Here is a 26,346-nt window from a genome sequence, read left to right as displayed (position 1 = left end):
TTTTTTCTTATGGGATTGAATTTCGTTTATCCTTACGGTCACGTTTGCTTCTCGTTTTTTCTGTATTACTTTTGAAAGCTGTTAAGTTGCTCTTCTCAGCAATCTGACCGACCATACCTTCCAATACGCTCATGCGTTCAGGGCAGACAACAAAAGATCGAAGTCCTTGGCTTACCCAAGCGCCGGCGCAGCTAACACAAATTTCTATAAAGCCGACTGAGCTGTTGCTGTCGTCGTAAAAAACGAGCAGGTGCCGTGGTTCATAACATCCTGCAACCAGCAGTTCGTCGCAGAGTTGGCTTTGGTACAGAGTGTGCTGCCAATCGGCACATTGAGCAGAATCGAGCTCTACTCGCCCCGCAATACTATCTGTAGGAATATTTAAACGGCCATCCGTGAGCAGTTCTTCGAGATTTTTCCCGGCACTGTTCTTCCAGGACATACGATTACTGGTATAGAATACTAGTTCCACCCGTTGAGCTACCTTGAAAGGATCCAAGCCAGTACTATCCCGTTTCTCAACAATGGGGATAGTCCGGACATTTTTTCCTTTGTAGAGTGTGTTTTCCTGAGCGGATAGGCTCAGGAAGGATAACAACAGGTAAAGTAGTGTGGTGTAGCGCATGTCATATCAATCTTTTAAGATTACTCAAATGGATCTTTTTCTTTTGTACAGAAGGTTCGAAGATGCTTGAAGGCATTTACTAATTTGGGCACATAAGTAGCTGGCAAATCAGATATTAAACCTATGCTATTATTATTCTTGTCTAATATATTTCTCCAATCATGATCATCTGGCATATCTATTTTTTCAAAATCAAATAAATTAAAAGAAAATATGGTAAACAACTCGTGTTCCTTATATATCCCCGCCTCGGAAAAGTGAGAATAAAAAATAACTTTACCATTCTTTGAAGCACTAATGGCATGACAAATTCCGCCTCTCACGCTTTTATTAGCTTTAACATTGATATTCAAATGTTTGTTTTCTTTAAAGATGTTGTTGATATAATTTACCGTCTCTTCAAATGAAGGTTTTGTTTCTTGGGCTTTCGTCCCACTTATCCCTAGGACAAATGCGAAAAGTATAAGTAGTTTTTTCATGGTATCTAGTATTTAATCAAAAGAAATGGGTTCTGGAGCACCGCAGAGTTTCCTTAGGTGATTTAATGCTTTTGCAAGGTTATTAAAAACCTCTTCGTTTTCATTGCCAATTATTGTATAATCCGGTGAATACGTTTCTGTAACCTTTGTGGATTTAGCGTAGTTCACTTCGTCGACTTTTAGCTTTGTCTTAATCGCTTCTTCTCCTTGGTAATAAGAAAATTTTATAAAGTTTAATCCTGTACTTATTTTTTCAACTTTATCTATTGGAACCGTGACAATTTGTTGGCCTTTACTTTGACTGGAACCTAATTTTGTGGTAGCCTTCCTTTCCCATAACGAGGTGATTATTAGATTGCAGCCATCTAAAACAACACTTTCGTAAATAGTATTATCTGAGGTGGTTACATTAATGTTGGGGGCACTTTCGAAATTGTAATATTTAATATTTTTAACAATATTGTGAATGTAGGTTATTGTTTCTTCCTTTGATGGTCCTTTGGCCTCAGCAGGAGTTTGCTCCTTGGTAGATGCTATTGGTTGTCCCTCTGCAACAGCTGATTTTGACACTGTTTTCTTCGCCTGTGCATTCACGGTTCCTAATCCTAACGATAATATAAAAAGTATAAGTAGTTTTTTCATGGTTAATGTTTGTTAGCTTTATTTCGATGTCTTTTAGATATGCTCTATTGCTAGCCCCATTTATTTGCGCACTAGAACATGTGCAACAGGATTAAATTTTAAGCAGGTTAATATCTGTTCATATCTATTGTTAAACCTACCATCCACGCGTTTACAACATCGTCATACCGCATATTCATATAGTCTCTCCCAAAGTAGTGCTTGACCATCAGACCTACCCGCCCCTTTTCTGCTGGAAAGTAAGTAAAATAATTATGCGCTCCGAACCGATATAGATTATTCGTAGTTGAGATACCGACTAAATCTTGGTCCAAAATAAGGGACATTTCCGTCCTGAACGACATTTTTGTTCTTCGAGTCAGCCATCTGGTATTACCATCATCATCGATGCTAAACCCGGGTATCCGCAAAGCTTGAATATTGAGCAGTAACCTATTCTGTCCATAGTGACCATTTTTCATTTCCTCGGCGAGGATAAAAGGTCCAGCAACCCCTCCATCTCTTTGGTAGCCCAATCCCGCCGAGAACAAATTATTATGCTGACATCTTTTTGATATATACCATAGAAACCGTATATAATTTGTGCTGAAATCACCATTTTTATAATTGTTACGAAGACCGTCCTCATGAAAAAAATCAGTTTTGGATTGACCGTTTGAATAATGATGTGCTAATACAGTCAGCCAAAAATTAATAGACGAATTCTTGGGCTTGAATAATTCCGAGAGCATATAATCCAATCCTATACCGAAACGGTTATTGGTCGGCAATAAAGGACTGGATTCATCTCTTGTCATACGCACAGTAAAACCTGCGTCAAATGTCACTCGTAGTGGTCGTGTCGCCCCAGGGCTATAATACGCTCCTTTATACAGATCAAAGCGATAATTCATGTCTCCTTCTAACCAATATCCCTTCTTACCCTCTCTGTCTTCTAACGGCGTTCTACGTTCGGAGGCCGGTCTAAAAATTGGAAAGGCACCTAAATATAAAATTGGATCATGATATTGTAATATCCGATGATTTTCACGTATATTATAATTTAGCGAATCAAATATCGGGTTAGACTTCCGGTCTGAATCGTACACTATTGAATTATTTTCAATAACTTCCTGTCCCCAAGCTACGCCTACCCACCCGAACAGGAATAGCAATACTAATTTTGCGACCATAATTAAGATTTAATACGGTTAAATGGTTCTTCGGGAAAAGACCTAAAACATATCATCTACCAATTGAATGTTTAACAGCTTACATAAATGCTTAAAAGCTTTACGTACTTTTTCATTGTCTGATACGTCTAAAAATGTAATGGTAGTGCTAAGGTTCGGTTTTATTTTTTCTCCATTGTGTATCACTTCAAAAAAAGGCTTGTCTGATTTTAGGGTTAATCCATGCTTCCCCTCAATATCAATAGAAGTTACTTTATCGAGAAATAACGTAAGTGTACCTGTCATTGTCGGGTCGTATGAACACGTTGCCGTAAATACAAATGTATTAGTCACAAAGGACGTAGACGATGGCCTAAACATGGATTCTAATGCAGATTTGTCACAGTTACTGCCGGGAACTGAGCTTAGGTTTGTATACCACAAGAGACCGTTTGCCAATTTTGTTTTTATAAACAAAACCGTTGCATCTTTACTTGGCTCTGTTCCTGACACCAGTTCCTTTTCCTCTATTCTTTGAGGAGTGTCTTTTGTTTGCGCTTCCGCCATTCCTAATCCGAGGAATAAAACGAAAAGTATGAGTAGTTGTTTCATATTATATGCTATCTGGATTAAGTTTGAAAAGCAATAAATCCCACCATTTAAATTGAAAAATCTATAATTATAATCTATTTAAGTTAATTGTCTTTTTCGAGGGATTAAAGACCTCCTTTTTGTTTGCCGAATAGTGAGTTTGTATACGTTCGAAATTGTCTTTATCCTGATTTATAATGATTTCCTTAAACTCATTGGCCTTAAATTTCGAATCTGCTGAATTTGCCCCCGTTAACCCCTCCTGAATAAGTAATGGGGTTACTCTATACCTTCTTTTGCCAATAAGGATTTGAATTCCGATTTGATTTCTTCTTTGTTACTAGACCAATCCTTGCTTGTAAAGAGATCAGAAAAGTAGTAGATGGGTTTCGCATCTGTACCGGTTTTGTAATAGATAAACTGATAAGTAATGCTCTGTGCAAAGGTTGTTATCAATGAAGTGACAAAGACTAGTAGTAAAATAAGATTTTTCATGTTATTTAAATTTTAATCAAAAGAAATAGGCTCTGGGGCACCACAGAGTTTACGAAGGTGGTTGAAGGCTTTTACTAACTCGTCAGCATCTGACTGATACATTGGAAGATATCCAGCGGATAATATTTCGTTCTCATCAATCTTTTCAGAAGTACCATTGGAGTCTTTGCTTGTCCCCACTCTTATTTGTTTAACTAATTTCGCATTTCGATGAGACATTAACCTCAAACCAGATTCGATTATTTCTACTTTCTCCATTTTATCTATAGGAATTTCAAAAGAATCGTTAGTTTCAACACAGTATTCATTTTTACCTATAACTCTTTTGAAAGACATCTTAACAATGAAATTGCAGCCATCAAATTTGGTGTTCAAATAATCGATCTGATCAGCAGCAACTGAATTGCTTGAGCGATAAACGAGTTTATCAAATTTGTTGTTGATATATTCAACGGTCTCTTCTTTCGTCGGTTTTGATTCTTGTGCTTCAGCTGTTCCTAATCCAAGGAACAACGTAAAAAGTATAAGTAGTTTTTTCATTATTTTTGGTATAAAATCAAAGGAAGATAGCTCTGTCGATAACAATACTAGTCTATCTTTAATCTTTGCCAATTAGTTTAAATAGCAAGACAGAATATCCAATTGAGCTTGTAGAAAATGGTGTTTTTTATCATTGACATCGACAGTGTACGAAATCCTACCCAACATATTATTTGATAATTTTTCTTTCAACCAACCTATCGTCTCTTCTTTAGTCTGTGCTTGGCTCTGCATTGTAAACCCCAGAAATACAATAAAATATATTGGTATTAAGAATGTTTTCATCTGTTATTTTTTTAATTGCCATCTTCTCTTTTACTTTTTCGATAGGAAAAAGTATTCACATAACGAATTGTATACCCTTCTTGCTTAAATTTGCCTATGATCTCTGTACGTTCTTCATCAATTTTGTCATAGCCATCCGTACGGGTGCTGCCATGAAACCCCATATACACATTTGCCCAATTGTAATAATCATTGACGACCGTCTTGAGCTTTGCCGTCCACTGAAGCTGCAAATCATCACGATTTACATCGTAATAGATATCACTATTTATAACACCGTTTACAATATTGGATACATAGAACAATTTATCCCCAGTTTTATAGGAATAACAAAAAGCGTAGACCGTTTCTTCCTTCTTCTGTGCATGGCCCTTAACTACAAAACCTATAAACATGAATAGGCACATCATCTTGGCAATAGTTTTCATAATCATTTTTTTAGTTAATAAGTACTGCTAAGTTCCATATTTGACACGTGCATGTAAATACCTCAAATGGGGTATTTTTAAAGTATCTATTGAGATACACGTTTAAGAGAAGAGATGTTAAGATAGATCACGACTTGGATGCCTATTGCCTTGATGCACGAACATTATCGATCTGTTTGAGTAGTAATGGATGTTCTCCGCGAGATACCGCCTTTCCATAGGGCTCTCTACAGCAGTTTTAAGATCAGACTTGTAGCGTGCCAACGATTGCAGTATAAAATGAAAGAGCGTGATAGACTGGATAATTGACCTCGGTGAAATACCTTGTCTAACGCTTTTCCTTGGCTGATTAAGCGATCAAGCATAACGATCTTTTGTGGTCTTTCCTGCTTCTTAGATAAGGACTTCTGAATATCAAGCAGATAGGCCTTTGCCAACAGGAGGTTATCTTTTGGTTGAGTCGCTTGTGCTGACGCAAAATGAATCCATCCAAATACTAATAAAAAGAAAATCACATACAATCGTTTCATAGATCCAAGGCTAGAGTGAACGCTTTCGCATCTTGTTGATCAATTTCAACAATGCAGTTCGGTTTTTGGCATCATGGTAAAATTTGGGCAGCTTTTCGAGCAACGTAAAATGGCTCCGGTCCTTATGTTCCCGTAAGGAGGCCGCGATATAACTTTCCAAATAATCGAGATGTGCATAATTATATGCCCAAATAACGTCTCCTTTAAACGGATGTACCAGCCACAGTTCAGCACCGAAATAAAGATTTGCGGCCACCTCTACTGGACTTCTTATGCCGAACAATCGTGCTTCTGTGGTTCTTTCTTTGTTATAGCCACATGATGGGCAGAGCAATCGAGATTTTTCGTTTTCATAATCCACACTCGCTACAGCTTGTTTCCGACAAGCCGGGCAGACGACCAATACCTCTTTCCTGAATTCTGTTAATCTCTTATTTTGGTCCTTAAAGCGTTTCTGTTCCATTGGTGTATGTATAGCTCTTGTATACGAAATTAAGGTAAAGTATGGAAAGGTCTTATACCCCAATTGAGGTATATTAGGACCATTGGAATATCAAACGCTGAAATATTGCCGTAGCGCAAATATTTTTGTACCTTTTTCTATATTTTTAACTGCCACAAACAGGCTGTATTTTTCAAAACCAACTAATTGACCACATATTTATAGTTTATGGAACCCAAGAAACATCGCCATCTTCTTGCTGACCTTTGGGAGAGCTATCCCAACGCACTGTCAAATAATTTTCAATCCGAAAAATCATATAGTATCGTGAATCACCTATCGGATATTTTGGCAATTGGTCCATATTACCATTATATTATCAATATTGCCGACTACTCGCTTTCCCAAGTGTCCCAGAATACCAAAGACATTCACGGGCTCACGAGCCAGCCAACGACAGTGAAGGAAATAATTGACCAAATACATCCGGACGATCTGGATTTTGTATTACGGGCGGAGGAAGCCACATTGGTAAAAATGCAGGAGATAGGGTTCGAGCATCAACTTCTTCTGAAAACGTCTTATTGTTTTCGCATGCGTGTTTCCAACGGTAGTTATCACCTATTTCATCATCAAGCCATACATTTGGCTAAAGATGATTCGGGCAGATTATCGACTGCATTGAACATCCATACAGATATTCATCACGTTACACAGAAAAACAACAAAATTGTTCTGGTTACCGGCATAGGTACACGCGATGATTACTGTCAGATCGATCTCTCTTCTGAACTTGCAATAAATAATATTCCTTCTTTTTCCAAACGGGAGATGGAAGTGATTTCCTTGATGGCCAAAGGAAACTCAAGTCCACAGATTGCCGAAAAGCTCTTTATATCGCCTTTTACTGTACGGACACACCGGAAAAATCTCTTTAAGAAAACGGAAACAAAAAATGTGGGCGAGTTTATCTGTAAATGCCTCGAATGGGGACTTTTGCAGTTGTTGTTCTTTTCTAATCTCGAATTATTCATATAAAATGCGGTAAGTAATCTGTTGAGGTCAGAATGACGGTTTAGATGATTGCAAAACAAAATAATTGATCACACCGTGCAATATGTGTAACGGTAACAGGCATAGAGTTTTTGGTCGCTACGTTATGAATGGCTGATAGTTCATCTCCTATTTTATTTCTTTTAGATGATGTCTATTCGTCTCCTTCACCTTCTGTCAAATTACATCAACATCAAAAAACAGAAAACCGAAACACCATAAATCCCCCTTTTATTGAAAAACAGGGTGAAAATCTGTTCGATACGGGACAGATTTTCAAACTGCTTGACCGATATCGATTTTTATTAATATTTTAGACCAATGGGGAAAATCAGATGCTAGAGAAAATGGCCGATATCGAATGGGAGGAAATTTTGGACGCTGTTGTCTTGAAAGACGAAATGGCTTTTAAAAAGATTTTCTTTCACTTCTACGACAACCTTTTGCATTTTTCGCTCTCCATTACAAAAAATGTAGAAGTTTCAGAAGATATCGTATCCGAACTAATGTCGAAAATCTGGACGAATGCAGACAAATTCCAACAGGTATCTAACTTAAAGACTTATTTATTCCAATCCGTAAAAAACAGCTCGCTGAATCATCTATCCCAGCAGAAAATCCGAACACTGTATAAAGAATCTGAATCGCCCGTACAACCTCCGTATACCCCAGAACAACTGATGCTAAGCAAGGAGTTTGGCAAACAATTGGAAGAAATAATTGACAAAATGCCGCCTAAAATGAAAATGGCTTTTACCCTGATTAAGGATAACTCGCTCAGCTACAAGGAGGCTGCTGTCATTATGGAAGTGAGTACCAACACAGTAGACCGACATATTCAAATGGCATTGGCTCATATTAGAGGCCTTTTAAAAAAAATAAACAACTCATAATCAGGATACTTAAAAAAAATATAATTTTCTATTGGTGATTTTGGTCTCTTGATTTGTCTTACCTACAAATAGCCAAGAAGCCGCCATGAACGAAGATCATTTTTACGAACTTGTGCATAAATATCTAAAACAAGAGATGAGTGCAGAGGAGCAATTTTTTCTGGAAAAAAATCTGGAAGAAGATGCGCAGCGCCGTCTCCTATTTGACACGATAACAAAATCAAACGTAAAAAAGAGCTCTTTACCGGAGTTACAGTCTAAATTTGATAAGGTTATTTCTTCTGAAAACAACACCTTTCCGACTTTGCAGAAAAGATGGTTGAAATTTCCGATCTACAAGATTGCACTTGCTGCTGCTGTTGTAGGAGCTATTCTTCTCTTCCTGGTGCCCCGACTACAAAACGTTGCTATCGATGATCAGGCCCTGGCAAAGACTATACATACAAAAAATGCAGAGCGAAAGAAAATCACGCTTCCTGATAGCACGGAGGTTTGGCTAAATGGCGGTAGCACGATATCCTATCTTCCTTCGTTTGGAAAAACAGACCGTACGATAGAATTGGACGGTGAAGCATTTTTTGATGTGACACCGAATAAGGATTTGCCCATGATCATAGCTGCTAAAGGAATCAAAGTAAAGGTTGTCGGCACGTCATTTAATATAAAATCGTACCGCGACGAAGACAGCTATGAAGCAAGTCTCGTTGAAGGCAAAATAGAGTTGTATGTAAGCGATAAACGTAAATCCACTACGCAAGTTTATCATCTCGTACCCGGCGAAAAAATAAAAATCCTGGACAACACGCTTTCCCATAACCAAGAGAAGCTATCTATCCCGGAACAGAGAGAGTTCAGAGAATATGAAATCTTAAGATCTTCTTTCGGTAAAGAAAATCCAGATGAGACGCCGTCTGAAATAGCATGGAAAGAAGAGAAGCTGGCTTTCGATAGTGAGGCATTATCAACAGCGCTATTAAAAATGGAAAAATGGTATGATACAAAAATAGAATTACAAAATACGGCATTAACCAACCTTTCCGTTACGGGGACTTTTACGGAAAAAAGTGTAGAAGATCTGCTAAAGGTACTGCAGTTGGGAGGTGCCCAATTTAAATACAAAAAAATAGATCAACGAATTATCATTTACTAACATAAAAAACCAATGGTGATGAAGTAAGCCCCAATACAAAATAAAGGATACATCAAAGATGTACCCTTTACACGTAAGATTAATCAATTAACAAGTACCGCGCCCTGAGAAAGTAAGGTACTTTATTAAACATCAATCAAATCAAAATTATGAAAATTAATTTACATGCCAACAATGCGCGTGTGCAGATTCCCTTATCGTTAAAAATTCTACTGATGATTAAGTCAATCATTTGTTTATTGTTTATTTTTTCGGCTCCTGTCTTGGCCAACAACTCCATAGCTCAAGAAAAAGTGACCTTGCGGCTTTTTGACAGTAATCTTAAAGGCGTAATCAAATCAATCGAGAAACAAACCAAGGTAAAGTTCATTTACCTAGACGGCCTCTTGCTTGAAGGCGAAGTAGGCAACATCAATGTTGCAAACCAGCCGTGGACACAGGTACTCCTCCCCTTATTAAATAAAGCAGGGCTATCGCTAAAAAAACTGGAAGATAGTAGGATGGTGATCACTCCTCTGGAAAGAAAACCCCAGGGGCAGACTATAACCGGTATCGTTGTTGATAATACGGGCGTTCCATTGTCGGGTGTCTCCATTACCGAAAAAGGCTCTAGCAACGGAACAAGTAGCAATGCGAATGGCAAATTTGAACTGACCGTAAGTAAAAACGATGCCCTACTTATTGTGAGTTATATTGGCTACCTGAATCAGGAAATCGCGACAACAAGTAAAGAAATGCGTATTGTGATGCAAGAGGACATTTCTTCCTTGGACGAAGTAGTGGTCGTAGGGTACGGTACGCAAAAGAAAGCCAACCTCACTGGAGCGGTTTCGTCGGTGGATATGGACAACGTGCTGGGAGACCGGCCAGTAAGTAGTGCTTCCCAAGCTCTACAGGGTGCTATGCCGGGTATGCAAGTTACATTTGGTAGTGGAAGACCTGGACAGGGTACGTCATTAAACATCCGAGGGGTAACGTCCATTAATGGAGGGGAGCCATTGGTATTGGTGGATAATGTGCCGATGAATATCGATGATGTCAACCCCAAGGATATTCAAAACGTAACGATCCTTAAGGATGCAGCAGCAGCTTCCATATATGGTGCTCGAGCGGCTTATGGTGTGATTTTAGTGACCACGAAAAAGGCTGGAAAAAACCAACCGACCCGATTTAACTACGCAAGCAATTTGACGTCGTCGAAGGCAACTACGCTGCCCGAAAAAGCAAGTCCATTGCAATTTGTGCAAGGGTTAAAAGATTTCGGAAATACCACCAACTGGACAGGCCAAAATGTCGACATTTGGTTAAACTTACTGAAGGAATATGAAACGGATCCTACAAAATATCCAGAAGGTATCACCACGGTAGAGAATACGAAATATCCGTTAAAGACGCATGACCTCTATAGTGAAGTGTTCACTACAGGCTTTGAACAGCTTCATAACCTATCATTCAGCGGTGGAAGTGAAAAAATAGCCTATAGATTATCTGGCATGTATGCCGACGAAGACGGGATCATGACCTCCAAAAACGATACATACAGCAGATACAACCTAAATGCCTATGTCAGTACGGAGCTGGCGAAAAACTTCAATGTAAGTGCTAATATATTCTACAAAAATGACAAGAGAACGAACCCAATGAATATGAGTGAAATGTTCTACCGGGCGATTACGTTCAGCTCTTACCTCGACCCGGGATATGCGCTAGCTATGGATGGCACGACGATACCTTACGGAACGCCAAACAATTATTTAAAATATGAACAACCGGAAAAGGACTATAACGATGATTTACGCCTCTTTGGTAAAGCGGAATACAATCCTTTGAAAGGGTTAAATATTACGGCGGAATATACCTTCAATAAAAAGAATGAAAACAATACGTACTTCCAAACCAAAAACAAGTACATGAACCCGAACAACTACACGGAAGAATACTTGTTCAACAATCAGTTTTATCGAAGACGGAATAGCCTAACGAATTATAATGCGTTAAACCTGTATGCAAACTACACACATAGTATTGGCAATCATAATCTCAAATATTTGTTGGGAACCAACTATGAAAAGAGTCATTTCGAAACATTTACAGCCACTCGATACGACATATTAAGTCCGACATCGCCATCGTTAAGCACCAGTAGTGGTACACAGAACGTATCGGATGCATTTGGACAATACGCCGTATTGGGCTATTTTGGCCGGATCAACTACGATTACAAAAATAAATATCTACTCGAAGTCAATGGTCGTTTGGATGGATCTTCACGTTTCCTCGAAGGCGCTCGGTTTGGATTCTTCCCATCGGTATCTGCGGGGTGGAATGTGACCGAGGAGGCGTTTATGTCTTCCGTTCGTAATTGGATACCCTTGCTAAAATTAAGAGGATCTTTAGGTGAGATCGGAAATCAGGTGGTATACAACACGGATCAATCCTTAAACTATTTCCCTGTAAACCCTGAAATGTCAACAACAAATGCCAACTGGATCAACCCGGAGACCGGGATACGCTACTTGACCATTAATCGTCCGGACTTGGTATCCTCCACTTTTACATGGGAAAAAGTAAGGACATTAAACCTTGGGGTTGACATAGCACTTGTCAACAATAGATTAACAACAAGTTTCGATTGGTTCAGACGGCAGACTATCGGTATGTTATTCCAACCCCTAGGCCTTCCTGCAGTGTTGGGGGCTCCCGCTCCGTTCCAGAACATTACAGATCTGGAATCAAAGGGCTGGGAATGGGAATTAACGTGGAAGGACAAAATCAACGACTTTAATTACTCGCTGGGTTTCAATCTATCGGATAATAGAGCCTTCATAACCAAACTTGAAAATAACGCTGGTACTATCAGTGGCCACTATCAAAATAAAGAAATGGGCGAAATCTGGGGGTATGTGACAGACCGCTACTATACCGTGGATGATTTTGAACCGGGTTCACTCAAAGCTGACCTTACTGGAGGCACGCTAAAACCTGGTATTCCCTACTTCAATGGTGTCGCACAAAATCCCGGAGACGTCTTGTACAAAGATCTTAACGGAGACGGTATCATATTTTCCGGGAACGGAACGATCAATAACCCTGGAGATATGAAGGTCATCGGTAATAACCGAAGACGCTACCAATTCGGCATCAACGGTAACTTTAGCTATAAGAATGTTGACTTGTCGATATTCTTGCAAGGTGTAGGTAAACGAGATCTTTGGATGAGTAACCCGGTAATCTGGCCGTTCACTAATGAATTTTCGACACTTTACGAACACACATTAGACTATTGGACTCCTGAAAATCAGGATGCTTACTATGGCCGCGTGTATGCCAACGGTGGACTGAACTCTGGAGCTAATCGCCGTGTTCAGACCAAATACCTACAAGATGGCTCCTATCTGCGTGTCCGTAATATTACACTGGGATATAACCTGGGTAAAGAATTGTTAAAAACGAAAAAGATTGAAAATATCCGTCTTTATTTTACGGGAGAGAATTTATTCTTATTTGACAGACTTCCGCAAGGAATTGAGGCGGATGCAGATAATATTAATTCAGGGGGAATATATCCTTACCTAAAAAAATTCAGCGCTGGTATTAATATTAATTTCTAACCCTTACTCCTACTCCAATGAAATTTATAAAATCATTTTTACGTATAGCATTTGCAGCCGCTATCGGTTTTTCGAGCGTGAGCTGTTCTAATCTGTTGGACTTAACTCCGGAAGGATCACTGGTCGAGAAAACGACATTTACCTCCTACAATAACTTCGTCACCTATGCATGGCAATTTTACGGTGTATTTCCGGGCTATGGAAATGCTGTACCAGACTCAGAAGTAAATGGGGATTTATTTGCTAAAGCCAATACGAACGCAACCTCAGACTGGCTATGGAACAGGATGGTCACCCCTGGCTCGTCAGAAGATTATAAAGCGCCGTACGAAAACATCAGGTCCATCAATATCTTATTGGACAATATTGAGGGATCAACCGTTCTGACGGATGCGGAAAAGAAACATATCCGAAGTATAGGTTATTTTTTCAAGGCCTACAATTACATGAACCTGCTAAACAAATATGGTGGTGTCATCTGGGTAGAAAATGCTATAGATGACGGCGATACCGACGTCTTATACGGAACACCCTCGACGCGTGATGAAATCGCTCAAAAAATCGCGGATATGCTCAGCTATGCCGAGCAAAATATAAAAATAAATGGTGATGGCAAAAACACCATAACCAAACACGTGGTCAGGGCACTTATCTCACGATTTGGATTACGGGAGGGCACCTGGCGTAAGTATCATGGCTTAAGCGATGCCAACAAGTACCTTCAATTGTCCATGGACGCCGCGAAAGGGTTGATTACGGATTTCCCTAATCTTCATGCAGATTACGACGAACTATTTAACAGTGAGTCGCTAGCGAATAACCAAGAAGTACTGCTTTACAAACAATATGAGGTCAACCAGGTCACCCATACGTTGTCCTCTTTGGCCAGAAACTCGGCTGGTCGTTGGGATTTAACGAAAGCTGCAGTAGATTTATATTTGCTAAAGGATGGACAATCCCGATGGACAAGTCCTAACTTCGATGGAGACAAAACGCCAAATAGCGAATTTAGAAATCGTGATATCAGGTTATATTATACCGTACCTCCACCCTTTAAAGTGACGGTGGCACATCCAAGTTATGTCTGGGCACATACCGGAGTAGCTGCCGATAGAGAATATATCGATCTCATGAACACCTTGTCCGTAGCCACTAGAAAAACACTTCCTACACTAAACTGGCAGGGATTGGTAGTAAGACAGGAACCTCACTACGCGGACTATACAAACGGACAACCCTTTAATGTAACATTCACTGGGTATCGCTTTTATAAATTCAGTAATAAAATTAAAATGCTGCAAAACGAAGATATAAACGATGCGCCGATTTTTAGAATGGGTGAAGTGTTTGTCAACTACGCGGAGGCGGCTTATGAACTGCAGAAAATAGATCAAGATATCATTAACCAAACGGTTAACAAACTTAGAAATCGTGGAAAGGTAGCGGCACTTCACATAGATGCTATACCAGTAGATCCTAGTAGGGATCCGGAAGTCGCTCCTTTGTTATGGGAAATACGTAGAGAACGTGCTGTCGAACTAATGGGGGAAGGTTTCCGATTTGATGACCTGAGAAGATGGAAGAAAATGGACTATGCGGCCAAACAAAAACTCGGAAGATATTTAACAAAAGGGGTGGATGTGCCACAGACCGCACCTATACCTCTTCTCAATGGCGCTACTGCGGGATATATCGCTTATGAAGGACAACCTCCGGCATTTCCTGACTATTACTACCTTTATCCGATACCTTCTGCCGAAATCGCAATGAATCCGAAAATAACGCAGAACCCGGAGTGGAAATAACAAACGGGAGGCTGTCTTATTCATTTATGTTATAGAGACAGCCTCTATAGGAACATTTTTATGAAAAGCGTATATATTCTCTGTCTAATCATCTGCTGCATCACACGAATCACGTATGCACAATCGACATCGCCCAATATCATTATAATACTGGTAGATGATCTGGGATACAAGGATGTGGGTTTTATGGGAGGAAACTTCTATCGCACTCCTCATTTGGATAGCTTGTCAGAAGAGTCGGTCGTATATCAACAGGCCTATGCGGCAGCATCAAATTGCGCGCCCAGTCGTGCTAGCCTATTAACAGGGGTACTACCCAATAGACACGGTATATATACCGTTGGCTCTTCTGAAAGAGGCAAAGCGGAAGATAGAAAATTAATTCCTATCAAGAATAACCTTACACTGAACAGCGCGCTTCCTACGATCGCCACGCTTTTGGGCAACAAGGGATATCAAACCGCTTCCATCGGTAAATGGCACCTGAGTGATTCTCCAACCCACCATGGTTTTTCATACAGTTTTGGGGGCAATCACACGGGGCATAATAAGCACTTTTCTCCTTACAAAAATGCAGCAATACCCGATGGAAAAGAAGGCGAATATTTAACCGATCGAATAACAGATGAAGCCATCGACTATATTCGTCGGCAAAAGGAAAAAGCACCTTTCTTTTTGTACCTGTCCTACTATGCGGTGCACACCCCATTACAGGCCCCGGATTCGCTGAAAAGTCAGTATAAAGGGGTCTATGGAACTGGAGAACGGGACTATCCGGTGTATGCAGCCATGATTGAATCACTGGATGATAATATAGGTAAGCTGGTGGCTGAACTCAAACATCAGGGTCTATCTGACAACACGATACTATGGTTTTGCTCAGACAATGGCGGTATAAATACCATTTCTCCACAACAACCGCTCCGTGCGGGTAAAGGATCGTATTTCGAAGGCGGAGTCCGAATCCCTTTCTTCGTGCATTGGCCCAAGCATATCTCCCCTCGTCGAGACAGCACTACGTTGGTCAGCCACCTGGATCTGCTACCAACCCTAAAACAGATGGTAAAAGATGACGCACAAATGCTGTTAGATGGCGAATCCTTGTGGAACAATATACTGGAAGGCGAGCATCTCCAAGACCGCGTATTATTTTGGCATTTCCCGATCTATCTGGAAGCTTACAACGAATCCAAGGATGATGGTCGGGATCCAAAATTCAGAACGCGTCCGGGGAGTACCATACGCTATAAAAACTGGAAACTTCACCATTATTATGAAGATGATGCCTACCTGTTATACGATCTATCGACAGATATTGGTGAACGAATAAACAGAGCTTCGGAATATCCGAATATCTTGGAAAAGATGAAATTAGAATTGAACAGGAAAATCGTAGATACGAATGCTAAGATCCCAAATAAACAAAATCCGAACTATAAGAACGAACTATGAAAACATGGCTAATATTTGTTGCTTTCTTCTTCCTAACGGACATATACGCGCAGCAAAAACAACCTAACATCGTATTAATCATGGCAGATGATCTCGGTATCGGAGATTTAGGTTGCTATGGACAAACTAAAATAAGTACGCCTCAGATTGATGAACTGGCAAAAAAAGGTGTCCGGTTTACAAATTTTTATGCCGGAACTTCGGTATGTGCCCCGTCTAGATCCGCCTTAATGACCGGTCAACATACTGGGCACACGTTCATCAGAGGGAATAAAGAAATGGAGCCCGAGGGGCAACAACCGCTTGCAGATTCGGTCATAACGATGGCGATGTCATTACAGCAAGCAGGCTACGTGACGGGGGCGTTTGGCAAATGGGGACTCGGCATGGTCGGAACCAGTGGCGATCCAAATAAAAAAGGGTTTAATGAATTCTATGGGTATAATTGCCAACGACAGTCGCACAGATATTATCCCACCCATCTGTGGCACAATAATCAGCGTATTGACCTGAAAGGCAATGATCTTACGGGCAAGAAACAGTATGCGCCGGAACTGATACAAGAAAAGACATTGGCTTTTCTGGAAGCGCATAAAAACAGGCCGTTTTTCTTGTTTGTCCCAACCGTATTACCGCATGCCGAACTTGCTGGTCCAGACGATATCTTTTATGAAAAATACAGGAATGCATTTCCTGAAACGCCACACAAGGGTAATGATTACGGGCCTAAAGCGACTATAGCAGGCTATGCGTCCGTTGAAAAACCTCGCGCCACCTATGCTGCAATGGTAAGCAGAATGGATCATTATGTCGGGCAAATTGTAGACAAACTGCGTGAACTCGATTTACTAGATAATACCATCATTATGTTTACGAGTGATAATGGTGCACATCGTGAAGGGGGAGCAGATCCACTTTTTTTCAACAGTACCGCAGGTTTGCGTGGCTATAAAAGAGATCTGTATGAAGGCGGAATACGAACGCCTTTTATCGTATCATGGCCTTCTAAAATAAAACCAAACAAGACGATAAGCCACAGGGCCGCATTTTGGGATATTATGCCAACAGTGCTAGAATTGAGCGGGAGCACGATGAACGCATATACTGATGGGATTTCGTTCTGGCCTACGTTAAACGGTCATGGAAAACAAAAAAAACACGATTATTTATACTGGGAGTTTCATGAGGATGGTGGAAGGCAGGCACTACTGGCAGATCATTGGAAACTCATCAAGCTAAAAGCAAAAAGCAGGCAACCGGTCTTCGAACTTTACAACATTAAAAAGGATCCGCAAGAAACTCATAACCTTATAGAACAGCACCCTCCTATCGTCAAAGCGTTGATGGCACAGATGGAAGCAGCCCATAAAGAAAGTGATATCTTCCCTTTGTATCCATCAGGAAAATAAAAAATGCGCACTGCATCGGTGAATGTGCAGTGCGCTACCGGATTTGTGTATTTCAACAGATGTTCGTGGCTCTGCTGTCGCGCTTGCCGTTCGTGCCGGGGGCTCTGGTGGATTTGAGCTAGGTTAACCTCTCCTCAGGTACGTTTTAACGTTTTCGGAATCCCTATCCGGGATGTTTTAAGGGGGGATTACCATTCAATGCCAAATTTTCGCGGAAAATAACGTATGGAAAACATACAATACGGTGTAAGATTATTTCGGTAACCCGTCGTAAATTCAGTAAGACCATCATTGCTTGCGGCTCAATCCTTCTCGTATCCTAAATACGATGTGCTTCCGGTGGGCCTAACATCACATGGAGCAACTTCCCTCCCTAACAATTTTATTATGTTAGTAATCAACAAAATACAATTAAACATTCTCACCAAACATATTGTTTTACTAAAAATATTAGTAATTTTAACCAATCGGTTTTCCCGGATGATGGAGGGAAAACCAAAAATAGTAAATAATGCCTAGCGTAAGATGGAACGTAAAATTGTGCATTGCGATCTGGATACATTTTTTGTATCGGTCGAACGGCTCCAAAATAGTTCGCTCGTTGATAAGCCTGTTCTTATTGGCGGGAGTAGTGATCGTGGCGTGGTTGCTTCCTGCTCCTATGAAGCGAGAAAATATGGTGTACATTCTGCTATGCCCATGCGGCTAGCGTTGAGGTTATGTCCTGAGGCTATTGTAGTGCGCGGCGATCATGACTTATACAGCAAGTATTCCAACATCGTTACTGCGATCATTGATGAGCAGACACCCATTGTTGAGAAAGCGAGTATTGACGAACACTACCTTGATATCACGGGTATGGACCGGTTCTTTGGTTGCTGGAAATGGACACAAGAACTCCGACAACGTATCATGAAAGAAACAGGATTACCGATCAGTTTTGGTCTTTCCGTCAATAAGACCGTCAGTAAAATCGCTACGGGTACTGCGAAACCTTCCGGTGAACGACTGGTTGATGAAGGCACTGAAAAGGGTTTTCTTGCGCCGTTATCCATTCGGAAGATACCAATGGTCGGGGAAAAATCGTACACGTTGCTCCGCAATATGGGGATCTCCAAAATCAAAAATCTTCAAGAGATGGAAGTCTTCACGATGCAACGGGTAATGGGCGAGAATGGCGTCGGCATATGGAAGAAAGCAAATGGATTGGACGAAAGCCCCGTACTTCCGTACCGTGAACAAAAATCCATGTCGAAGGAAACGACATTTCAAAACGACACGATTGATGTGGATACGTTACGCCGCACATTAATCGGTATGGTTGACACCCTCGCTTTTGATTTACGTAAAGACCAAAAGTTAACGAGCTGTGTCACCGTTAAGATTCGATACAGCAACTTCGATACACATACCCAACAGGTACAGATAGGCTTCACGAACTCCGATAAAAAACTAACAGAGATCGTCTTGTCCATATTCAAAAAGCTGTATAGTCGTCGAATGCTCATTCGTTTGATCGGAATCAAGTTTTCGGGTTTAGTTTATGGGGCCTATCAAACGGATCTCTTCAACGATAGTGCGGAAGAAGTCAACCTCATGCAGGCAATGGATTGGATACGAAAACGATATGGATCGGACTATGTAATGAAGGGAATCTGTGCTCCGATACCGGAACAGAAGGGAGGAAACCATGCTCATAAATCTTCATAGTTATTATAGCCTTCGGTACGGAACATTGAGCATCAGTGATCTCATTGAAGGCATGCTGGCGGGCGGTTACGATACCGCCGTTCTAACCGATATCAACAACAGTTCAGGTTCTCTGGACTTCGTCCGACAGGGACGGGATGCGGGGTTGAACATACTTACCGGAATGGAATTTCGTGAGGGAGACAGGCTTTGTTTCGTTGCAATAGCCCGAAATGAAGAAGGGTTTAAGGAAATTAATGAATATAGGACAAAACTGAATCTGGAGAACAGGCCCGTTACCACACGAGCGCCGGAGTTCGAGCATGTATTCGTCATTTACCCATTTCATCCAAATGATAGACATGGCCTGAAAGATTACGAATTTATAGGCGTTCGACCTAGCGAGCGGACCAAGGTTCAGTTGATGGATAAAAAGATGGTAGAACGGTGTGTTATTTTGGCTCCGGTTAGTTTCAAGGAAAGCGATTATACGCTACATAGGCAATTAAGGGCCATTGACAACAACCTATTGATCTCCCAGCTCGAGGCCGGACAGGTGGCACCGAATGACGAGGTATTTGTTCCCAAAGCGAAGCTCATGGATTTGTATGCGGATCTTCCACAGCTGTTAGCCAATACGTATCGATTAATAGGTCAATGTACATTTAGCATGGACTTTTCGACCGTCAAAAACAAAGAAACATTTACCGGCAATAGATATACAGACAAGCAGCTGCTTTATAAATATACCATAGACGGCTTTTCCGGCCGGTATGGTAAAAATGACCGCGTGGCAGCCGAACGCGTTCGGCGTGAACTTGACATAATTGAGAACCTGCGTTTTTCCAGTTACTTCTTGATCACAGATGATATCTGTCGGTATGCACGAGGGCGGAATTTCCACTACGTTGGCCGCGGATCAGGCGCCAACTCGGCCGTGGCCTATTGTTTGGGGATTACAGATGTTGATCCGATTGCACTAAATTTGCCGTTTGAACGGTTCTTAAACCCTAAGCGGAAAAGCCCACCCGATTTTGATGTGGATTTCAGTTGGAATGAACGGGATGCGATGTATGCGTATATCTTTAATCGTTATCCGATCGGACATACTGCCTTAATGGGTGCTATAAGCACCTTTAAATCCAGAAGTATTTTAAGGGAACTCGGCAAGGTGTATGGTTTGCCGAAATCAGAAATTGATCGGTTGGTTCACGAACCTGATCACATGCTGAACAAGAACGAAGTGACCAACACCATATTGAGTGTTTATAATAGAATGGCAGATTTTCCAAATCAGCGGACAATCCATTCCAGTGGCGTGGTTATTTCAGAGTTACCGTTGACCCAGTATGGTGCGATGGATTATCCGCCGAAAAGTTTGCCTACGCTACAATTCGATATGTATACGGCCGAAAATGTGGGTTTCGAAAAGTTCGATATACTTTCCCAACGGGGGATCGGCCACATCAAAGACTGCAAGACGATCGTTCGAGAAAATTTAGGTGTTGTTATTGATACGGGGAATCCAAAGCGGTTTTTTAAAGACCCGAACATTGCCGCACAACTGAAATCAGCCAATACCATCGGGTGTTTTTATATCGAGAGCCCAGGCATGCGCCAGCTCTTGACCAAGCTGCGCTGTGCTGATTATCTGACATTAGTGGCGGCATCCTCCATCATCCGGCCGGGGGTGTCCAGCTCGGGTATGATGACTGAATATATTAAGCGCCACCATGACCCGACAAGCGTGGTGTACCCCCACCCTGTATTTAAAGAGCAATTGGAGGAAACGTATGGGGTAATGGTCTACCAAGAAGATGTGATGAAGATCGCCAATGCCTATGGTGGACTTGATATGACGGACGCGGATGTGCTCCGTAGGATGATGTCGGGGAAATACCGCAGCAAAGATCACCTTACCGAAATTGAAGATAAGTTTTTCGCGAACTGTCGGGCAAAAGGATACGATGAGAAAATAACCACCGAAATCTGGCGGCAGATGGAAAGTTTTGCAGGCTATTCTTTCAATAAAGCGCATTCCGCAAGCTTTGCAGTGGAGAGCTATCAAAGTCTTTTTCTGAAAACCTACTATCCATTGGAATTCATGGTCGCCGTATTGAACAACTATGGCGGGTTCTATAATCGCAAGGTATACGTCAATGAAGCACGTATCTCTGGGGCTACGATATGCCTGCCCTGTGTTAATCTTTCGACTACGAATACCTCCATCAAAGGAAAAAATGTGTATTTGGGATTTGATTGCTTATTAAACCTGGAAAGCAACCTGGCGCTAAGAATACTGGAAGAGCGGGATCGCCACGGCTCCTACCGTGGATTAGAGGATTTTATCAAGCGTACTTCCGCAGGTTTGGAACAGCTGGTGGTCTTAATACGGATCGGCGCGTTCCGGTTTACCGGTGCCGGCAAGAAACAGTTGCTTTGGGAGGCACATCTATTATTGAGCAGACATAAACCCAGCGAGGTAGGACCGGCTCTGTTTGAGACCGAATCCCGCAAACCCATGTTACCTCCCCTGGAAGAGAATATCCTGGAGGATTATTATGACGAAATAGAACTGATTGGGTTCTGCGTGACGGGAACCTTTTTTGACTTAGCTCGAAGTGATTATCGGGGTGATGTCGTGTCCAATGAACTCGGTAAACACGAAGGCAAGGTCGTACGGATGGTCGGAGACTTTGTGTGTGAGAAATTTGTAAAAACCAGACGGGGCGATTTGATGAAATTCGGCACCTTTTTCGATGTCGAAGGCCGGTTTTTCGACACGGTACATTTTCCACAGACGTTGGCGAAATATCCGCTGCAAGGCGTTGGTATTTACCTGATCGAAGGTAAGGTCATCATGGAGTACGGTTGTCCTTCGCTCGAGGTGATCCGCTGCGGCAAAATGCCGCTGAAGGCCGATCCAAGGAGTGAATAAGATCCCCCCGCGAAGAAATAAAACCTAATTTCCTGTACAACGTATTTTTTCTATTTTAAGTCTACATCTGTATAATGTATTAATTTGCAGCGTTTTAACTACTCTATTTAGCGATTTGCTTTTCATATATTTGTGATATTCACTAAAAATTATAAATATATGAACAAAGCAACCTTTCTTTTTTTTCTTTCACTAGTGGTTTTTGTTGTCTCAAGCTGTGCTGACCAAGCTAGTAACGCTGAAAAAACCAAGGTAGGTGATACCAAAGTGGATACGAATCGACTTTATAAGGTGGTAGTCTCCTACCCTAAAACTGACAGCACTCGGTTTGATATGGAGTATTATGAAAAAAATCATATGCCAATGATGGCTAGGATATTAGGAGACAATCTTCACTATTATGAAATCGACAATGGAGACATCGAAACAACTAACCGTCCTGTTTATGTAGCAGCCTGTAGTTTTTACGTGGGCGACATGAAGCTGTTTACCGATAGTGTATCGGCGCACGCCGATTCAGTGGGGAAAGATATTCCGAAATACACCAACGAGAAGCCAGTAATTCAAACCTTTACTACAAAGAGATTTGATAAATGGTAATTGGTGGCTTTCCGGGCTGGCGCGAGCGTGCCACTCGTGCCAGGGTTCTAGTGGATTTGAGCTAGGTGAACATCTCCTAAAAGTCCGTTTTAACGTATTCGGAATCCATAAACAGCGTGTCTTAAGGGTGATTAACAGTACATACCAAACTTTCGCCGAAAGTCGGGTATGGAAACCAATGAATTTCCAATTTTAAAAGAAGCCTTATTGTATCGTATCGTTTTTGACTTTCACCAACAGTAGCGACAACGCAGCCAGCAGCAGCCCGATGGCCACGACCTGATAGGTGATCGCGAGGCTTACATGGGCATCTTTGAGGGCACCCCCGACATAGACCATCAATCCACCGACAATGGTGCTTAAAAAATTCAGGAAGCCATAGGCCGTGGCGCTGTAGCGGCTGTCGGCCACCTGCCGCAGGAGCGGCATCAGGTTGGCATCATTGAATCCCCGTGCCAGTCCGAAGACAAGCATGGCGAGGATCGCCCAGGTAAAAACATCCGTCCAGGCCATAAAAAACAAAAAGGGCGCTCCCAGCGCAAAGCCCAGGACGATCACATACAGCCGCGCACGCTTGTTCCGGCGCTGCCAGCGGTCCGCCAAAAGTCCCCCTATGATGACACCCGCAAAAGACCCAATCTGCATATAGCCCGTGGCCGAAATGCCCGCCTGGCCCAGGTCGAGGCTGAACTGTTCCTTCAGGAATGTGGGAAGCCAGCCATTGATCAACCAGTTTGCCATGCCCAGTACTGCGAAATACACCATGATGACGTAAAAGGAAGGCAGGCGAAATAAGCTATGCAGGATGGCTTTGAGCTGCACCCTTTCCACCTGCTCCGCCAGCGGTTGGTTCGGAGCGGCGGGAACCGCCCGGTCGCGCAAGGTATAGGCCAGTACCAATGCGTACACAACACCAAAAAGACCGAAGACATGAAAGCCCTGACGCCAGCCCCAATATTCGGCGATATATCCGCCCAGGCCGCCCATGGCCATACCTGTATACAGTCCGCACATATGCAGCCCCGTGGCCAGGGAACGTGTACGTCCGCTATGGTAGTCGCTGATCAATGCCAGGGCCGCAGGGATATAGCAAGCCTCACTGACCCCCATCAACACGCGGGTCAGCAACAATTCGGGAAAGGAACGCGCATAGCCTGTCCATAGCGTCACCGCAGACCAGACGAATACCGAAAACAGGATCACTTTACGGCGGGAGTACCGGTCAGCCATATAGCCACCAAAGGGACTCACGATACCGTAACACCATAAAAAGACGGCTGTCAGCAGCCCGAACTGTGCATCGTTTAGCTTAAATTCGCTGAGAATGGGATCCCGCATCGAAGTCATCAGCAGGCGGTCAAAATAGTTTAAAAAGGCGACCACCCACAGGAAGATGACGATCAGCCAGGCATAACGTTTTGATGTCGTGTTTATCATTATTTTAGGTTTATTCAAGTTTTATTAAACGCGATAGGCTCTTACATTATTGAGCGCGATACATTCATCCATTATTAAACGGGATACGCTGATCCATTAAGGTTTAAAACGGACCCTTAATATCCGGTTGGTACGCACACCCTGCCGCACCTCGCCCATGGGGATAATGATCTGATCATCCTGCTGCAGCAGGCCCGTCGTCACCGGCGGCAATACTGCTGCAGCCGGCTTGTCCGCTTGCCCCCTGTCGTTGCGGAACGGAAGCTGACCGGCATCGGCCCATGTACGCCGCCGGATATCGAAAGCCAGAATCCGGTCCGGGAAGCCCGGATGCCCCAGGGGGCTTGCCGCTGCCAATGCGCCGTCATCACCGCCGAAAATCAGGAGCTGTCCCGACCTGGCGTCAAGGGCGGCCGGACTGGGTGCTGCGGCGACAGCATGGCTAAGGGTCGGCAGCGACTGCCAGGCGCCGGCAGCAGTCAGCAGATAGGCGTCTTTCAGATACTTGCGCTTCCCATTGATCAGTGTTACACCCGAAAGGACAAGCAGCTCCCCCGCGGCATTTCCGGCCACGGCAAGCATGCGCCCCGGACCCGGGATGGCGGCCAATACCGTCCAGCCTTTTTCGGGATGGTCGAGGTCCAGCCGCCAGCAGTTATTGTTTGCCGTCAGGGCATCGGGGCTATTGATGCCACCGAGGATATACCAATGGTTCTGGATCCGGACCGAGGCACAGTTGGCAATCGGAGCCGGAAGATCCGGCAGCCGGGTGAACCTGCCGCTATCCGCCGATAGCTCCAGGCGATAGGTGGCCTGGAGATGCCCCGACTGATCGCTGCCGCCCGCCAGGTAGATACCGTCGCGATACGAAGCATAGGCCCCGTAGCCCATGGGACGGGGAAGCTGAAAGGAGGCTTCCTGCGAAGAACCGTCGCTACTGAGGATAAAGATCCGGTCTGTCCAGACCTTCTTGCCCCCTTCCCAGGGTGGAATCCCCGAAGGAAAATTGGCGCCGCCCAAGGCGTATGCGCGTCCCTGTGCCTGGCCGACGTAAGCCCCGGCATAACCCATCGGATCAGCGACCCGTGCAGCAGTATCCCAAACCATCCGATTGCGCAGCTTCTGTGCGATTCCATCACGATATCCCATAAATAATAAAGAGAATAAAAGAAGTTTACTGATATAAGGCCACATGCTCCAAGAATTTCGACTGTTCCAATTCGGTCAGCAGCAGCTGCTCATTGACTTCATCCAACAGCGTCAACGGTAGCCGCGGCCGACCCAGATCTAATCCGATTTTTTTCATAATGGCCCGCTGCACCGGAATGGGCCCATATTTTACCAGCAGCTGCACCATCTGCACCGCTTCAAAATGCAGGTTGCGTGCCGCTTCATGTGCACCGGCCTCAAAGCGGCGGATTACCTCCAGGTACAGGGGTGCCGCGTAATTGTAGGTACTGCCGATGGCGCCGCTTGCTCCCACTGCCAGTGCCGGCAGGAGCAGTTCATCGTAGCCAAACAGGATATCGTACTTGCCCGCTTTATACTGCAGGCAGGCCTGGTATTCGTGTAAAGTCGCCGCCGTATATTTGATCCCCTGGAAGGTTGGGATTTTCTGCTCCGCCAGGGCAAGAAAGCGCAGCATATCGATCTGCAGTCCCGTGACCGCCGGGATATGGTAATAGTAGAAAGGCGTATGGGGGGCCGCTGCCGCAATGGCGGCCATGGCGTCCACGAGGTTCTCCACGGATGAAGGCTTGAAATAGAAGGCCGAGACCGCAGAAATATAATCCGCGCCGATGCTTTCGGCATGCGCTGCGAGTCGTTGGGCTTCGGTAATGGAGCTATGTCCCACATGGACAAAAGAAAGGATCCGGCCGTCAATGGCCCTGATATAACGTTCGGCAACCGCCATGCGTTCCGCCGTGGAGAGGCTCGGTCCCTCCCCGTTGGTACCGCAGATAAAGATCCCCCGCAGTCCCTGTGCGATCAGGTGCTCCGTCATGGCCGGAATACCGTCCAGGTCGATATTTCCGGCAGGATCATAGTTGGCAAATGCCGCGGCGATCAAGCCTTTTATTTTTTGTTTTTTTTCCATTAT

General features: G+C 43.1%; 23 protein-coding genes. 10 read left to right on the top strand and 13 right to left on the bottom strand.

Translation table 11 applies throughout. The features are described 5' to 3' along the window. Positions 1-7: 7 nt before the first annotated feature. The 10 genes from ACFSR5_RS19285 to ACFSR5_RS19240 form a co-directional block, all read right to left on the bottom strand. Positions 8-625 (bottom strand): hypothetical protein, encoded by a 618-nt coding sequence (locus tag ACFSR5_RS19285; protein WP_380906110.1) that lies wholly within the window; start codon positions 623-625, stop codon positions 8-10. 20 nt (positions 626-645) lie between these two features. Beyond that, positions 646-1,104 (bottom strand): hypothetical protein, encoded by a 459-nt coding sequence (locus tag ACFSR5_RS19280; RefSeq protein WP_380906109.1) that lies wholly within the window; start codon positions 1,102-1,104, stop codon positions 646-648. 12 nt (positions 1,105-1,116) lie between these two features. Continuing rightward, positions 1,117-1,746, bottom strand: coding sequence for a hypothetical protein (locus tag ACFSR5_RS19275; protein WP_380906108.1), 630 nt, complete (start codon positions 1,744-1,746; stop codon positions 1,117-1,119). A 107-nt stretch (positions 1,747-1,853) separates the two neighbouring features. Then, positions 1,854-2,918 (bottom strand): hypothetical protein, encoded by a 1,065-nt coding sequence (locus ACFSR5_RS19270; RefSeq protein ID WP_380906107.1) that lies wholly within the window; start codon positions 2,916-2,918, stop codon positions 1,854-1,856. A gap of 42 nt (positions 2,919-2,960) precedes the next feature. After that, complete coding sequence (locus ACFSR5_RS19265) at positions 2,961-3,509, bottom strand: hypothetical protein (RefSeq protein WP_380906106.1); 549 nt, start codon at positions 3,507-3,509, stop codon at positions 2,961-2,963. Positions 3,510-3,767: 258 nt separating this feature from the next. Continuing rightward, positions 3,768-3,983 carry a hypothetical protein gene (locus tag ACFSR5_RS19260; protein ID WP_380906105.1) on the bottom strand — a complete coding sequence of 72 codons (216 nt, stop codon included), beginning with the start codon at positions 3,981-3,983 and terminating at the stop codon, positions 3,768-3,770. A gap of 12 nt (positions 3,984-3,995) precedes the next feature. After that, the gene (locus ACFSR5_RS19255; protein ID WP_380906104.1) at positions 3,996-4,523 is read right to left on the bottom strand and encodes a hypothetical protein; all 528 of its coding nucleotides are present in this window, start codon (positions 4,521-4,523) and stop codon (positions 3,996-3,998) included. A 296-nt stretch (positions 4,524-4,819) separates the two neighbouring features. Then, positions 4,820-5,236, bottom strand: a complete 417-nt coding sequence (locus ACFSR5_RS19250; RefSeq protein ID WP_380906103.1) for a hypothetical protein — start codon at positions 5,234-5,236, stop codon at positions 4,820-4,822. A 227-nt stretch (positions 5,237-5,463) separates the two neighbouring features. Next, positions 5,464-5,766: a hypothetical protein gene (locus ACFSR5_RS19245; RefSeq protein ID WP_380906102.1), complete on the bottom strand. Its 303-nt coding sequence runs from the start codon at positions 5,764-5,766 to the stop codon at positions 5,464-5,466. Between the two features lie 10 nt (positions 5,767-5,776). Beyond that, positions 5,777-6,229 carry a hypothetical protein gene (locus ACFSR5_RS19240; protein WP_380906101.1) on the bottom strand — a complete coding sequence of 151 codons (453 nt, stop codon included), beginning with the start codon at positions 6,227-6,229 and terminating at the stop codon, positions 5,777-5,779. A 207-nt stretch (positions 6,230-6,436) separates the two neighbouring features. Here ACFSR5_RS19240 and ACFSR5_RS19235 point away from each other — a divergent pair, with 207 nt between their 5' ends. The 10 genes from ACFSR5_RS19235 (at position 6,437) to ACFSR5_RS19190 (ending at position 22,808) form a co-directional block, all read left to right on the top strand. Continuing rightward, on the top strand, positions 6,437-7,246 hold the full coding sequence (locus ACFSR5_RS19235) for a LuxR C-terminal-related transcriptional regulator (RefSeq protein ID WP_380906100.1): 810 nt from the start codon (positions 6,437-6,439) through the stop codon (positions 7,244-7,246). 350 nt (positions 7,247-7,596) lie between these two features. Beyond that, on the top strand, positions 7,597-8,154 hold the full coding sequence (locus ACFSR5_RS19230) for an RNA polymerase sigma factor (RefSeq protein ID WP_380906099.1): 558 nt from the start codon (positions 7,597-7,599) through the stop codon (positions 8,152-8,154). A gap of 85 nt (positions 8,155-8,239) precedes the next feature. Further along, the gene (locus ACFSR5_RS19225; protein ID WP_380906098.1) at positions 8,240-9,304 is read left to right on the top strand and encodes a FecR family protein; all 1,065 of its coding nucleotides are present in this window, start codon (positions 8,240-8,242) and stop codon (positions 9,302-9,304) included. A gap of 149 nt (positions 9,305-9,453) precedes the next feature. Then, positions 9,454-12,915: a SusC/RagA family TonB-linked outer membrane protein gene (locus ACFSR5_RS19220; RefSeq protein WP_380906097.1), complete on the top strand. Its 3,462-nt coding sequence runs from the start codon at positions 9,454-9,456 to the stop codon at positions 12,913-12,915. 17 nt (positions 12,916-12,932) lie between these two features. Then, positions 12,933-14,720: a RagB/SusD family nutrient uptake outer membrane protein gene (locus tag ACFSR5_RS19215; RefSeq protein ID WP_380906096.1), complete on the top strand. Its 1,788-nt coding sequence runs from the start codon at positions 12,933-12,935 to the stop codon at positions 14,718-14,720. Positions 14,721-14,780: 60 nt separating this feature from the next. Next, complete coding sequence (locus ACFSR5_RS19210; protein WP_380906095.1) at positions 14,781-16,172, top strand: sulfatase; 1,392 nt, start codon at positions 14,781-14,783, stop codon at positions 16,170-16,172. Continuing rightward, positions 16,169-17,581, top strand: a complete 1,413-nt coding sequence (locus ACFSR5_RS19205; protein WP_380906094.1) for an arylsulfatase — start codon at positions 16,169-16,171, stop codon at positions 17,579-17,581. Before ACFSR5_RS19210 ends, ACFSR5_RS19205 begins: the two co-directional genes overlap by 4 nt. Before the next feature lie 525 nt (positions 17,582-18,106). Beyond that, complete coding sequence (dinB, locus tag ACFSR5_RS19200; protein ID WP_380906093.1) at positions 18,107-19,291, top strand: DNA polymerase IV; 1,185 nt, start codon at positions 18,107-18,109, stop codon at positions 19,289-19,291. Further along, the gene (gene dnaE / locus ACFSR5_RS19195; protein ID WP_380906092.1) at positions 19,272-22,208 is read left to right on the top strand and encodes a DNA polymerase III subunit alpha; all 2,937 of its coding nucleotides are present in this window, start codon (positions 19,272-19,274) and stop codon (positions 22,206-22,208) included. The genes dinB and dnaE overlap by 20 nt, the downstream gene beginning before the upstream one ends. Positions 22,209-22,367: 159 nt before the next feature. Beyond that, the gene (locus ACFSR5_RS19190; protein ID WP_380906091.1) at positions 22,368-22,808 is read left to right on the top strand and encodes an EthD family reductase; all 441 of its coding nucleotides are present in this window, start codon (positions 22,368-22,370) and stop codon (positions 22,806-22,808) included. A 204-nt stretch (positions 22,809-23,012) separates the two neighbouring features. Here the strand turns inward: ACFSR5_RS19190 and ACFSR5_RS19185 are convergent, their stop codons facing one another. The 3 genes from ACFSR5_RS19185 to ACFSR5_RS19175 all read right to left on the bottom strand — a co-directional run bounded on the left by ACFSR5_RS19185 (position 23,013) and on the right by ACFSR5_RS19175 (position 26,343). Then, positions 23,013-24,245 carry an MFS transporter gene (locus ACFSR5_RS19185; RefSeq protein ID WP_380906090.1) on the bottom strand — a complete coding sequence of 411 codons (1,233 nt, stop codon included), beginning with the start codon at positions 24,243-24,245 and terminating at the stop codon, positions 23,013-23,015. Between the two features lie 96 nt (positions 24,246-24,341). Then, positions 24,342-25,439, bottom strand: coding sequence for a galactose oxidase (locus ACFSR5_RS19180; RefSeq protein ID WP_380906089.1), 1,098 nt, complete (start codon positions 25,437-25,439; stop codon positions 24,342-24,344). Then, positions 25,420-26,343: a dihydrodipicolinate synthase family protein gene (locus ACFSR5_RS19175; protein ID WP_380906088.1), complete on the bottom strand. Its 924-nt coding sequence runs from the start codon at positions 26,341-26,343 to the stop codon at positions 25,420-25,422. Before ACFSR5_RS19175 ends, ACFSR5_RS19180 begins: the two co-directional genes overlap by 20 nt. Positions 26,344-26,346: the final 3 nt, after the last annotated feature.

Origin of the sequence: Sphingobacterium suaedae, assembly GCF_042684625.1 — a bacterium.
GTDB classification, from domain to species: Bacteria; Bacteroidota; Bacteroidia; order Sphingobacteriales; family Sphingobacteriaceae; genus Sphingobacterium; species Sphingobacterium suaedae.
Note: the sequence above shows the minus strand (reverse complement) of the source record. Positions and strands in the feature narration are given on the sequence as shown.

What these genes read in the sequence shown, in the direction of transcription:
- ACFSR5_RS19285 (WP_380906110.1), bottom strand. Translation starts at nt 625, where the DNA reads ATGCGCTACACCACACTACTTTACCTGTTGTTATCCTTCCTGAGCCTA.
- ACFSR5_RS19280 (WP_380906109.1), bottom strand. Translation starts at nt 1,104, where the DNA reads ATGAAAAAACTACTTATACTTTTCGCATTTGTCCTAGGGATAAGTGGG.
- ACFSR5_RS19275 (WP_380906108.1), bottom strand. Translation starts at nt 1,746, where the DNA reads ATGAAAAAACTACTTATACTTTTTATATTATCGTTAGGATTAGGAACC.
- ACFSR5_RS19270 (WP_380906107.1), bottom strand. Translation starts at nt 2,918, where the DNA reads ATGGTCGCAAAATTAGTATTGCTATTCCTGTTCGGGTGGGTAGGCGTA.
- ACFSR5_RS19265 (WP_380906106.1), bottom strand. Translation starts at nt 3,509, where the DNA reads ATGAAACAACTACTCATACTTTTCGTTTTATTCCTCGGATTAGGAATG.
- ACFSR5_RS19260 (WP_380906105.1), bottom strand. Translation starts at nt 3,983, where the DNA reads ATGAAAAATCTTATTTTACTACTAGTCTTTGTCACTTCATTGATAACA.
- ACFSR5_RS19255 (WP_380906104.1), bottom strand. Translation starts at nt 4,523, where the DNA reads ATGAAAAAACTACTTATACTTTTTACGTTGTTCCTTGGATTAGGAACA.
- ACFSR5_RS19250 (WP_380906103.1), bottom strand. Translation starts at nt 5,236, where the DNA reads ATGAAAACTATTGCCAAGATGATGTGCCTATTCATGTTTATAGGTTTT.
- ACFSR5_RS19245 (WP_380906102.1), bottom strand. Translation starts at nt 5,766, where the DNA reads ATGAAACGATTGTATGTGATTTTCTTTTTATTAGTATTTGGATGGATT.
- ACFSR5_RS19240 (WP_380906101.1), bottom strand. Translation starts at nt 6,229, where the DNA reads ATGGAACAGAAACGCTTTAAGGACCAAAATAAGAGATTAACAGAATTC.
- ACFSR5_RS19235 (WP_380906100.1), top strand. Translation starts at nt 6,437, where the DNA reads ATGGAACCCAAGAAACATCGCCATCTTCTTGCTGACCTTTGGGAGAGC.
- ACFSR5_RS19230 (WP_380906099.1), top strand. Translation starts at nt 7,597, where the DNA reads ATGCTAGAGAAAATGGCCGATATCGAATGGGAGGAAATTTTGGACGCT.
- ACFSR5_RS19225 (WP_380906098.1), top strand. Translation starts at nt 8,240, where the DNA reads ATGAACGAAGATCATTTTTACGAACTTGTGCATAAATATCTAAAACAA.
- ACFSR5_RS19220 (WP_380906097.1), top strand. Translation starts at nt 9,454, where the DNA reads ATGAAAATTAATTTACATGCCAACAATGCGCGTGTGCAGATTCCCTTA.
- ACFSR5_RS19215 (WP_380906096.1), top strand. Translation starts at nt 12,933, where the DNA reads ATGAAATTTATAAAATCATTTTTACGTATAGCATTTGCAGCCGCTATC.
- ACFSR5_RS19210 (WP_380906095.1), top strand. Translation starts at nt 14,781, where the DNA reads ATGAAAAGCGTATATATTCTCTGTCTAATCATCTGCTGCATCACACGA.
- ACFSR5_RS19205 (WP_380906094.1), top strand. Translation starts at nt 16,169, where the DNA reads ATGAAAACATGGCTAATATTTGTTGCTTTCTTCTTCCTAACGGACATA.
- dinB (WP_380906093.1), top strand. Translation starts at nt 18,107, where the DNA reads ATGGAACGTAAAATTGTGCATTGCGATCTGGATACATTTTTTGTATCG.
- dnaE (WP_380906092.1), top strand. Translation starts at nt 19,272, where the DNA reads ATGCTCATAAATCTTCATAGTTATTATAGCCTTCGGTACGGAACATTG.
- ACFSR5_RS19190 (WP_380906091.1), top strand. Translation starts at nt 22,368, where the DNA reads ATGAACAAAGCAACCTTTCTTTTTTTTCTTTCACTAGTGGTTTTTGTT.
- ACFSR5_RS19185 (WP_380906090.1), bottom strand. Translation starts at nt 24,245, where the DNA reads ATGATAAACACGACATCAAAACGTTATGCCTGGCTGATCGTCATCTTC.
- ACFSR5_RS19180 (WP_380906089.1), bottom strand. Translation starts at nt 25,439, where the DNA reads ATGTGGCCTTATATCAGTAAACTTCTTTTATTCTCTTTATTATTTATG.
- ACFSR5_RS19175 (WP_380906088.1), bottom strand. Translation starts at nt 26,343, where the DNA reads ATGGAAAAAAAACAAAAAATAAAAGGCTTGATCGCCGCGGCATTTGCC.